This window comes from Synechococcus sp. CS-1332 (assembly GCF_025127995.1).
Lineage (GTDB): Bacteria > Cyanobacteriota > Cyanobacteriia > PCC-6307 > Cyanobiaceae > Cyanobium.
Genome location: NZ_JAHLYP010000010.1, coordinates 1 through 10240 on the forward strand (window position 1 = coordinate 1; position 10240 = coordinate 10240).

Consider the following 10240-nt stretch of genomic DNA (forward strand, 5'->3'; position numbering starts at 1 on the left):
CTGATAGTTGAACCAGATCATCGGCACGTCGGTGATCGGATTGCTGATCCAGGTCCCGGCGGCGGCCAGCAGGTGGTTGCCCCGCACCAGGCTGGCCAGGGCCACCCCCAACAGGGTCTGGAAGCCGAAGATCGGGAAGCAGCCCATGAACACCCCCGCCGCCAGCCCCCGGGCCCGCTGGCCGTGGCTGCCCTCCTGGCGCCAGATCCATTCGATCGCCTGGCGGAAGCGACGTTTCAGGGTTCGCAGGGCCAGAAGAGGGGGTCCAGGCGAGGAGGTTGAGGCATTCGGCCAGCCGCTGGGGGCCTTGGCGAACACCGTTAAAACGTTAGGGGAAACAATCCCCCGGCGGCCAGCGGCCAGCCCGCGTCTGGGCGGAGCGGGGGTGTCCGGTCTACCGTCTGCTGAGCTCCACCGGGTGGGCTGTGCTGCAAGCCTCGCTCCTCCTGTCGCTCTGGGGCCTTCTTGGAACTGTGGCGGTGGTGGCGCCGCTGCAGGCGGCCACCCCGATCGCGGGTCGTCCCGCCAGTTGCCAGATTCTGGACGCCTCCGGGTTGCCGCAGATTTCGCCTGCGGCCATCGATTTCCTGGAGCGATGTCTGCGCGGTTTTCCCCAGGTCAGAAGCCCAGAATCGGTGCGTGAGCGCATCATCGCGGCGGCTCGAAAGGATTCCGTCTGTGTGTCCCACAGGCCACCGATCGCGATCCTCACCGGCGGTGCCCCGGGGGCGGGGAAATCCACCTGGATCCGCACCTACGCTCCCCTGGCCTTGGCACCGGGCACCCTGCGCGTCGACGCCGATGCCCTGCGTGCCGAGCTGCCGGAGTACCGCGGCTGGAACGCGGATCTCACCCAGGCCGAGACCGGTGTGCTGGTGGATCGCCTGCTGGCCGGCATCGGCCGGCCTTGCCGCTTCGACCTTCTCTACGATGGAACCATGAGCCGGGCCGATCGCTACCGCCGCCTGATTCCCGAGCTCAGGGCGTTGGGTTATGGGGTCTTTCTGCTCCATGTGAGCGTGCCTGAATCCCTCAGTCGGAAGAGGGTGCTGGAGCGTTATCGGGCCATGGGTCGCTATGTCTCCCGGGCGGCGATTGTTCGGTATTTCGCCACCGGCCCCGCCACCTTCCAGCGGCTCTCCGGCTGGGCGGACGGCTATCTGCAGGTCGATGGCCTCACGGGCCGCGTCCTGAACCAGGGAGGTGGGCCCTTCCCATCCGACCACCAGCCGGTCCCGCCGAGCGCAACCTCGCGGCCATGATGGCCCTGGTCCTGATCGCCTACACCATCGTTTCGGGCCTGCGCAGCACGGTGCTGAAGGGATTGCAGCTCCAGGGGGCGGCCCACGCGATCGCGGGTGAGAATCCGATCAGCTTCTGCAATGTCTTTTTCATTTCACAGCTGATGATCGGCCTGGCACTGCTGATCGCCGAGCCCGCAGATGTGGCACGGGAGATCAACGGCCTGCGTCCCCGGGTCCGCATCGCCATCGCGGCTGATTCGTTTCTCGGCTGCTTTCTGGCGCCGCTCGCCTTCTACATGGCGCTTGACCAGCTGACGGTGATCACCCAGACCCTGCTGTTCTCCCTCACCCTGCCGGCCTCGGCCCTGCTGGCGCTGTGGTGGCTGAAGGAGCGGCTTCCAGTCCGGTTCCATCTGAGCCTGGCCCTGATCCTGGCGGGGTTGATCGTCGGCCGACTCTTCGGCTCGGGCCTCGGCATGGGCATGGATCAGCTGCCGGGATTGCTGTGGGCGCTGGTGGCGGTGTTCGCCACGGCCACGCGCAATTGCCTGCGCCGTCACCTGGTGGTTCAGCACCTGTCCCGCGGCCTCACCGGGGGTGTCACCAACCTGGCGGGCGCCCTGGTGTTCGGGCTGATTGCGCTGCTGGTCTATGGCCCCCAGCATTTCTTCTATCTGCAGCTCTGGTGGGTGGTCGGGGTGATCGTCATCTACGGGCTGACCCTCAGCCTGGGAACGGAGATCCTGCGCCAGCTGAGCACGGCCCGCTTCACGGTCACCCAGGTGGCCTTCGGCGGCAGCGCCAGTGTGGTTGTCACGGTGCTCACGGCCGCGGCCTTCCTGCACGAACCACTCACGCCCGGCGTTCTCGCCAGCCTCGGGCTGATCCTGCTGGGGGTCCTTCAGCGCTTCCTGCCCGGCCCCAGTCCATCCCCTGCTTGATCCAGCCTGCCCCCCAGCTCCCGGGCGACACCATCGCCGCCATCGCCACCGCCGTGGCCGCCGGGGCCGGCAGCGTGGCGATCGTGCGCCTCTCGGGTCCGGCGGCCGAGGGAATCGGCCGGCGGCTGTTTGAGGCCCCCGGTGCCCAGTCCTGGGAGAGCCATCGGGTTCTGTACGGCCATGTGGTGGATCCCGCCGACGGCCGGCGGGTGGATGAGGCCCTGCTGCTGCTGATGCGGGCCCCCCGCAGCTTCACCCGTGAGGATGTGGTGGAGCTCCACTGCCATGGGGGCCTGGTCGCCGTGCGGCAGGTGCTGGAGCTGGTGCTGGCCGCCGGCGCCCGCCTGGCAGGGGCCGGGGAGTTCAGCCAGCGGGCCTTCCTCAACGGACGCCTCGACCTCACCCGCGCCGAGGCCATCGCCGAGATGATCGCCGCTCGCAGCCGCCGGGCGGCCGAGCTGGCCATGGCCGGGATCGACGGGGGTCTGCAGCGCCGCATCGGCGGCCTGCGGGAGCGCCTGCTCGACCAGCTGGCCGAGCTGGAGGCCCGGGTCGACTTCGAGGAGGACCTGCCCCCCCTCGAGGGGGAGGCGGTGCGTGCCGAACTGGAGGCGGTGCGGCGCGCGCTGGAGCAGCTGGTGGCCGACTCCCGCCAGGGGGAGCTGCTGCGCGAGGGCCTGCGGGTGGCCATCGTCGGCCGGCCCAACGTGGGCAAATCCAGCCTGCTCAACCTGCTCAGCCGCCGCGAGCGGGCCATCGTCACCGACCTGCCCGGCACCACCCGCGACCTGCTCGAAAGCGACCTGGTGCTCGACGGGGTGCCCCTCACCCTGCTGGACACCGCTGGCATTCGCCCGACGGACGACCGGGTGGAGCTGCTGGGCATCGAACGCAGCCGCCAGGCCCTGGCCGGGGCCGATGCGGTGCTGCTGCTGTTCGATCTGGTGGCCGGCTGGTCCGCCGCCGACCAGGAGCTGCGGGCCCTGGTGCCCGAGGGGGTGCCCCTGCTGCTGGTGGGCAACAAGCGCGATGCCCTCCCGGAGGGTGCCGCCGAGTCCGAGGCCATGCCGCCCAGGTCGGAAGCCCCCGTCGTGGCCATCAGCGCCCTCACCGGCGCGGGCCGCGACGACCTGGTGGCGGCCCTGCTGGGTCTGTGCGGTGTCAGCGAGCTCCAGGGGTTGCAGGTGGCCCTCAACGGGCGTCAGCGGGAGTTGGCGGCGGCGGCCGCCACCAGCCTGGCGCGCTCCATGGAGGCGGCCGACCAGGGCCTGCCCTGGGATTTCTGGACCATCGATCTGCGTGGCGCCATCGCCGGCCTGGGGGCGATCACCGGCGAGGAGGTGACCGAGGCGGTGCTGGAGCGGATCTTTTCCCGCTTCTGCATCGGTAAGTAGCCGCCTGCGGCATCACGAAACGCTCACCCCGGTTGACCGCTTAACCTCGCCCGTGAATGCTTTGACAAACGCACTCCAGCGGGCGAATGCAAACCATCGACTGGCTCTGGATCCTGCATCCCGCCCTGGCGGTGGTGCTGATCTACCCCCTGATCGGCATGGTGGTGCGGCTCGGCATCCAGGCCCGAGCGCGCCGGGTCGAGAAGGCCAAGCTGCCCCCCACCACTGGCCGCGACCACGCCGATCTGGGCCAGTGGCTCTCGGCGGGGGTGGTGATGCTGGTGCTGGTGGCGCTCACGGTGGTGATCGTCACCAAGCAGCCGCCGGAGGGCTTCACCGGCGGTGGCGGCCGTGCCCTGCAGCTGCTGCTGGTGTTGGTGGGCACGGTGGTGTCCCTGCTGGCCCTGTGGCGGGTGAAGGCCAAGGGCTACAGGTTTGTCTTTGCCCTGCTCACCTGGGCGGGTGTGCTCGGCCTCGGCGCCCAGCCCGAGGTATGGCGCCTCAGCGACAACCCACTCAGCGCCGAGTTCTGGCAATCCCATTACTGGGCCGGGGTGGCCGTGGTGGGGCTGATGATCTTCTCCCTGGCGGCCCGTCCGGAGATCCTCAAGGATCTTCGCTGGCGACGGCTGCACCTCACCGCCTCGGCCCTGGCGGCCGTGCTGTTCCTGGTCCAGGGCATCACCGGCAGCCGTGACCTGCTGGAGATTCCCCTGGCCTGGCAGAAGCCCACCATTTATGCCTATGATCCGGTGCAGCGGGTCTGTCCACCCTTCGCTCCGGCTCCGGAGCCTGCCCCCCCGGTCGGGCCGGCAGGCAGCTGATGGTGCCTGGTGTGGACCCTGTCCCGATGGTCCCCTTCACCCCGGCGCTGGAGGCCCAGCTGCGCGGCTGGCTGGAGGAGGACATCGGCCGCGGCGACCTCACGGCACCGGCCCTGATCGGCCGTCATGGCCGGGCCCACTGGGTCACGCGGGCCGATGGGGTGTTCTGCGGCGGGGTGCTGGTGGGGCCACTTCTGGCCTTGCTGGATCCCCAGTCCTCGGTGCGGTTGCTGGTGGCCGATGGGGAGCTTGTGGTGGCCGGCCAGCGGCTGCTGGAGCTGGAGGGGCAGGCGGCCGCCCTGGTGGCGGCGGAGCGCACGGCCCTCAACCTGGCCATGCGTCTGTCGGGGATCGCCACCGCCACCGCCGCCCTGGTGGAAGCCCTGGCGGGCACCGGCGTGCGCCTGGCCGACACCCGCAAGACCACCCCGGGCCTGCGGGTGCTGGAGAAGTACGCCGTGCGCTGCGGCGGCGGCTGCAACCACCGGCTCGGCCTCGACGATGCCGCCATGCTCAAGGAGAACCATCTGGCCTGGTCGGGCGGCGTGGCTCCGGCGATCGCGGCGGTGCGGGCCTCGGCCCCCTGGCCGGCGCGGGTGATCGTGGAGTCGGAAACCCCAGCCGAGGCGCAAGCCGCCGTGCGCGCCGGGGCCGACGCGGTGCTGCTCGATGACTTCAGCCCCGCGGCGCTGGCCGCCCTGGTGCCCCAGCTGCGGGCCCTGGCGCCGAGTGTGGTGCTGGAGGCTTCGGGGGTGCGACCGGAGCAGCTGGCCGCCTACGCCGCCACCGGCATCGATCTGATCTCCACCAGTGCCCCGGTCACCCGCAGCCCCTGGCTGGATCTGAGCATGCGCTTCGACCCCCTGCTGGCCTGAACCAGGGCCATGGTGAAGAAACACCCCACTCCCCTGGCATCGATGGCTCCGCCCCCGATCGGTTGCCAGAGTGGGCGCCGATGACCCCCGAGCCGACCCGCGTGCCGCAGCGACCCATGCCGCATCCAGCGCTTGCGCAGCCAACACCTCCTCAACAGGCTGCCCCGATCGGCGTCGTCGCGCGGGCCCGGCGCTGCGCCGTGGTGGGACCCTCCCTGCTGCTGGCGCTGGTGGCGGCCCTGGGCAGCCCAGCGGCGGCCAGGGCCGAATCGGTGCTCGAGCAGGCGGCGCGCACCGGCGAGATCACCATGGCCGGCCCCACCGACGTGGTGCCCATGGCCCACCTCGATGCCAGCAAGACCCTGGTGGGCTACAGCCTCGATGTGGCCCGGTTGATCGAGGCGGAGGTCTCCACCTACCTCAACCGGCCGGTGAAGATCGTCTACACCGCCAATGCGGATCCGCTGGCGGTGTTCCGTGACGTGAGCCGCGGCGATGTGGATCTGGCCTGTGGGGTGCAGTTCACCTGGGAGCGGGAGATGTATGTCGACTTCTCCATGCCCTTCGCCCTCTCCGGGATTCGCGTGCTCACCCGGCAGGGGGGCCTCGACGGCTCAGCGGCCTCGATGGCGGGCAAGCGGATCGCCGTGGTGAAGGACTCCCTGGGCAGCGCCACCATCGCGGCCGTGCAGCCGACGGCGGTTCGGGTGCCCTTCGCCGGAATCGAGCCGGCGGTGCGGGCGCTGCTGGCCGGCCAAGTGGATGCCGTGGGGGGTGATTCCCTGTTGCTCGCCGGTGCCCTCCAGAGCCTCGGCGGCAAGGGTTACGGCCTGGTGCCCGCGGAGGCCTTCTCCCGCTTTGCGGTGGGTTGCATTCTTCCGGAGGACAATTCCACCTTCCGCAACCTGGTCAATCTGGCCATCGCCCGGCTGGTGCAGGGCTACCTCGATGATGAGCCGACTGCCGTGGCCAGCGTCAACCGCTGGCTCGGTCCGAAGGGAGTCCTGGAGTTGCCTCCCGAGGTGATCAAGGCCTACTTCCAGTCCGTTCTGCTCAACTACGAACGGGTCAGGCCCCTGCCGGCAACGACCCCATCGGCTGTCGCCCCCACCTCACCTGCCCGTTAAGGAGATCCGCCCCATGTCCATCACCTCCCGCGCGGCCCTGCTCGGTTTCTCCCTGGCCCTGGCGGCCTTGACCGCTCCCGCCGCTGGCCAGGCGGCCCTGCAGTCCACCTCGGCCGGATCTATAGAGCAACGGCTGCAGCGCATCACAGCGGCGATCCGAGACCAGGGTGACGGGAGCGTTGTGGACGGCTTCTCCGCCGGCGATCAGCGGCTGGCCTTGGGCTTCGTCAATGGCGGCCGGGGCGGCTTCGCCAACGCGGCCCGGGGCGGCTTCGTCAATGGCCACCCCTATTACGGCGGCGGCGGTGGCTTCCGCAATGGCGGCGGCGGTTTCGTCAATGCCAGGGGCGGGGGCGGCTTCGTGAATGGGGGGGGCATGCGCGGTGGGGCGTTCCGGAACTGGTAGGTCCCAGGCCGGCGGCGTTGCAAGCCCGCACGCTGATGTCCTCAGGGCCTGAAACCGCCATTAAGGTGCAGCACGTGCACGGCTCTGCCCATGGCTTCTCCTGCTGCGCTGGTTCCCGCCGGTTCCATCCGATCCCGCCGCAGCAGGGTCCTGGCCCTGGGACTCCTGGCCTGCCTCTGGCCCCTGGGGGGCCTGGCCCCGGCGCGGGCCGCCGACGCCGTGCTGGAGCAGGCAGCCAAGTCGGGCGAGGTGCTGATGGTGGGTCCCGCCGACAGCCCGCCCCTGGTCAAGATCGGGCCGAAGGGGGAGCCGGAGGGTTACGCCATTGATCTGGCCCGCCGCATCGACCGCCAGCTCAAGGCGGAGCTGGGCACCACGGTGCAGATCCGCTTCGCCCCCGTCGACAACACCGCCGTCACGGTTGAGGCCGTTGCCAGCGGCAACGCCGGCCTGGCCTGCGGCGTGCCCTTCAGCTGGGAGCGGGAAAAGCTGGTCGATTTCTCCCTGCCGATCGGCCTCTCCGGCCTGAGGCTGCTCACCCGCAGCGGCAGTCTTGATGGCTCCCCAGCCTCCCTCGCTGGTCAGTCGATCGCGGTGGTGGAGGGGTCCCTCGGGGCCGGTCTGCTGGGTTCCCTCCAGCCCAGCGCCAAGGCGGTCAGCTTCCCCACCCTGGCCCTGGCCGTCACGGCCCTGGAGCAGAAACGGGTGACGGGAGTGCTGGGTGATGCCAACGTGCTGGCCGGTCTGCGGCACCAGCGCCAGCTCTCGGGCGTGGCCCTGGTGCCTGAGCAGCCCTATGTGAGCTATGGCGTCGGCTGCATCGTGCCGGAGAACAATTCCAGGCTGCTGAACGTGGTCAACCTGGCCATCGCGGGACTGCTCCAGGGCTACCTGGAGGGCCGCCCCGAGGCCGTGGCCAGCGTCGCCCCCTGGGTCGGACCCACCGGTGTGCTGGTGGTGCCAGCCGAGCGGGTCCGCGCCTTCTTCGAATCCGTGCTGCTGACCCGCGAAGGTTTCCAACTGGCGGCCCCTTCACCGGCGGCTCCCCGATGACCTCCTGCACCTCCGCCCTGCGGCGGCCTGATCGCCCCGTCCCGCTCCTCCCTCCTTTCCTGGCAGCCCTCCGATGACGAACCACCCCCGTTCCGGTCTGTTCGGTTTCCTGCTTCTGCTGGCGGCCCTGGCCCCCGCCGGTGCCGGAGCCAAGGCGGTGGCCGATGGGCTGGGCCAGTCGCCGTCCACCCCCGCCCAGGCATCGTCTCCCCTGGAGGCCGCGCCTGGGTCGATCGACGCCCGCCTGCGGCGCATCTCCCAGGCCATGGGGCAGGAGTCGCCGGGGCCGGAGACAGTGGAGGGCCTGGCCAAAGCCCCCGATGGCCGCCTCGCCTACGTCTTTGTGAACGGGGGCGGGCCCCGCTTCGGCTGGGGCAACGGCGGCTTCCGCAACGGCGGCTGGGGCAATGGTGGCTTCCGTAACGGCGGCTGGGGGAATGGCGGCTTCCGCAACGGCGGCTGGGGCAACGGCGGCTTCCGTAACGGCGGCTTCCGCAACTTCTGGTGATCGCCACCAGTACCCCAACACCGGGCAACCCGGAAGGCTTCGGGCCGTTGCAGCTGCTGGTCATCCAGCCCACCCCCTACTGCAACCTCGACTGCGACTACTGCTACCTGCCCAACCGCGACGACCGTCACCGTTTGCCGCTGGAGCTGCTGGAAGCGGCCCTGGAGCGGGTGCTGGAGAGCCCCTATGTGGGCAGTGATTTCACCCTGCTCTGGCACGCCGGTGAACCGCTCACCGTGCCGATCGCCTTCTACGACGCCGCCACGGCGTGCGTGCGGCGGGCCCAGGAGCGTTGGCAGGGGGAGCCCCTGACCATCCACCAGTCGGTGCAGACCAACGCCACGCTGATCAACGAGGCCTGGTGCGACTGCTTCGAGCGCAACGGCATCTCAGTGGGTGTGAGCATGGATGGGCCGGCCTTCCTCCACGACGTCCACCGCCGCACCCGCACCGGCCTGGGGACCCACGCCGCCACCCTTCGGGGTATCGAGCATCTGCGCCGCCGGGGCATCCCCTTCCAGGTGATCGCCGTGATCACCGAGGAATCCCTCGGCTACGCCGATGACCTGTACGCCTTCTTCGTCGAGAACGGCATCACTGAGGTGGCCTTCAACATGGAGGAGACGGAGGGGGAGAACCGGGTGTCCACCCTCAGCCGCCCCCATGCTGAGGTGGCCTATCGCGAGTTTCTGCAGCGGTTCTGGGAGCTGTGGCAGGAGCACCCTGGGCAGATGCGGGTGCGGGAGTTCGAGGGCATCTGCAGCCTGGCCCAGGCCGACGCCCGCCTGGAGTGCACCGACATGAACAACCCCTTCGCGATCGTCAACGTGGATGCCCGCGGCGCGATCTCCACCTTCGATCCCGAGTTGCTATCGGTTCAGACCGACACCTACGGCGACTTCGTGCTGGGCCATGTCCAGAGCGACAGCCTGGTCTCGATCGCCACCAGCCCCAAGTTTCTGCGCATTCTGGCGGACATGCGTGCCGGCACCGACCGCTGCCGCGCGGAATGTGCCTACTTCGGCCTCTGTGGAGGAGGCGCCGGCAGCAACAAGTACTGGGAGCACGGCACCTTCGCCTGCACAGAAACCCAGGCCTGCCGCTACCGCATCAAGCTCACGGCCGATGTGGTGCTCGCTGGCCTGGAGCAGGCCCTGGGCCTGGTCTCCTGATCCTCCGTTGCGGTGCCTACAAATGGAAGAGCCGCTGCGGTTAGACAGCGGCTCTTGGGTCTGTTAGCCGTGGAAAGCCGGCGCGTGGACGACCTCTCACAGCAGAGGCTGGGTGGCGACCAGCCAGGGGGTGGTCGGCGAGGAGGCCGAGCCGGCGGCGGGGAACGGCGATGCCAGCAACTCCGTGGGGTTGGACAGGCCAAGGGAGGCAAGCTCACCCAGGGCCAGGATCGGCGTGTTGGTGAACGTCGGATCCGCGGGCAGGAGTTCGTCGAAGGTCGCCGGAGCGCCGACGAGGGCGTCACTGGCGTCCGGGGCGAGGCTGGTTCCGCCGCCGATGATCGGGTCGACCGTCTGCAGGGCCGCGTTTAGTGGCGCGGGGGTGAGCGGTGTGCCCGAGGCATCGACCATGAACTGCTGCTGGAGGAGCAGGCCCGAGCTGCTGGTGGGCGTGGCCAGGGTGTTGGAGGAGGTGAAGTTCCAGTTTTTATCCAGCGACCAGGTGCGGATCTGCCCGGTGGAGACCACTTTCCAGAGAATCTGGTTCACGCCGGCGGCGTTGGTTTCCGCGGCGAGGATCTGCCTGTCGGCGAATTGGCTGGCCTTGATCTGGGTGCCGCTCAAGCGGACCGCGGAGCTGACGCCGTTGATCTGAACCGACACCAGATCAGTGATGTTGTCGCGGAGCAGTTGCAC

12 protein-coding genes are annotated in these 10240 nt (G+C 69.7%); 10 read left to right on the top strand and 2 right to left on the bottom strand.

Annotated elements, in window-relative coordinates; all coding sequences use genetic code 11:
• The coding region (locus KQ305_RS01615) for a DUF2062 domain-containing protein (protein WP_259723718.1) at nt 1–255 on the bottom strand (255 nt) is incomplete at its 3' end.
• Nucleotides 256–635: 380 nt separating this feature from the next.
• Between KQ305_RS01615 and KQ305_RS01620 the strand changes: the two genes are divergently transcribed.
• The 10 genes from KQ305_RS01620 (at nt 636) to grrM (ending at nt 9544) form a co-directional block, all read left to right on the top strand.
• The gene (locus tag KQ305_RS01620; RefSeq protein ID WP_259723708.1) at nt 636–1262 is read left to right on the top strand and encodes a zeta toxin family protein; all 627 of its coding nucleotides are present in this window, start codon (nt 636–638) and stop codon (nt 1260–1262) included.
• On the top strand, nt 1259–2185 hold the full coding sequence (locus KQ305_RS01625; RefSeq protein ID WP_259723709.1) for a DMT family transporter: 927 nt from the start codon (nt 1259–1261) through the stop codon (nt 2183–2185). Before KQ305_RS01620 ends, KQ305_RS01625 begins: the two co-directional genes overlap by 4 nt.
• The gene (gene mnmE, locus KQ305_RS01630) at nt 2185–3579 is read left to right on the top strand and encodes a tRNA uridine-5-carboxymethylaminomethyl(34) synthesis GTPase MnmE (protein WP_259723719.1); all 1395 of its coding nucleotides are present in this window, start codon (nt 2185–2187) and stop codon (nt 3577–3579) included. The genes KQ305_RS01625 and mnmE overlap by 1 nt, the downstream gene beginning before the upstream one ends.
• A gap of 86 nt (nt 3580–3665) precedes the next feature.
• Nucleotides 3666–4403 carry a DUF4079 domain-containing protein gene (locus KQ305_RS01635; protein ID WP_259723710.1) on the top strand — a complete coding sequence of 246 codons (738 nt, stop codon included), beginning with the start codon at nt 3666–3668 and terminating at the stop codon, nt 4401–4403.
• Nucleotides 4404–4429: 26 nt separating this feature from the next.
• Entirely contained in the window at nt 4430–5278 is an 849-nt protein-coding gene (nadC, locus tag KQ305_RS01640; protein ID WP_259723711.1) for a carboxylating nicotinate-nucleotide diphosphorylase, read from the top strand.
• 200 nt (nt 5279–5478) lie between these two features.
• A complete protein-coding gene (grrP, locus tag KQ305_RS01645) occupies nt 5479–6405 on the top strand; it encodes an extracellular substrate binding-like orphan protein GrrP (protein WP_259723712.1) in 927 nt (308 codons plus the stop codon).
• Nucleotides 6406–6418: 13 nt separating this feature from the next.
• Nucleotides 6419–6811: a GrrA/OscA1 family cyclophane-containing rSAM-modified RiPP gene (gene grrA / locus KQ305_RS01650; protein ID WP_259723713.1), complete on the top strand. Its 393-nt coding sequence runs from the start codon at nt 6419–6421 to the stop codon at nt 6809–6811.
• Between the two features lie 90 nt (nt 6812–6901).
• Nucleotides 6902–7864 (top strand): extracellular substrate binding-like orphan protein GrrP, encoded by a 963-nt coding sequence (gene grrP, locus KQ305_RS01655; protein WP_259723714.1) that lies wholly within the window; start codon nt 6902–6904, stop codon nt 7862–7864.
• 73 nt (nt 7865–7937) lie between these two features.
• Nucleotides 7938–8372, top strand: coding sequence for a GrrA/OscA1 family cyclophane-containing rSAM-modified RiPP (grrA, locus tag KQ305_RS01660; protein ID WP_259723715.1), 435 nt, complete (start codon nt 7938–7940; stop codon nt 8370–8372).
• On the top strand, nt 8369–9544 hold the full coding sequence (gene grrM, locus KQ305_RS01665) for a cyclophane-forming radical SAM/SPASM peptide maturase GrrM/OscB (RefSeq protein WP_259723716.1): 1176 nt from the start codon (nt 8369–8371) through the stop codon (nt 9542–9544). The genes grrA (KQ305_RS01660) and grrM overlap by 4 nt, the downstream gene beginning before the upstream one ends.
• A gap of 96 nt (nt 9545–9640) precedes the next feature.
• Here grrM and KQ305_RS01670 read toward each other — a convergent pair.
• Nucleotides 9641–10240 (bottom strand): hypothetical protein (locus KQ305_RS01670; protein WP_259723717.1); only part of this gene is annotated, 600 nt, incomplete at its 5' end.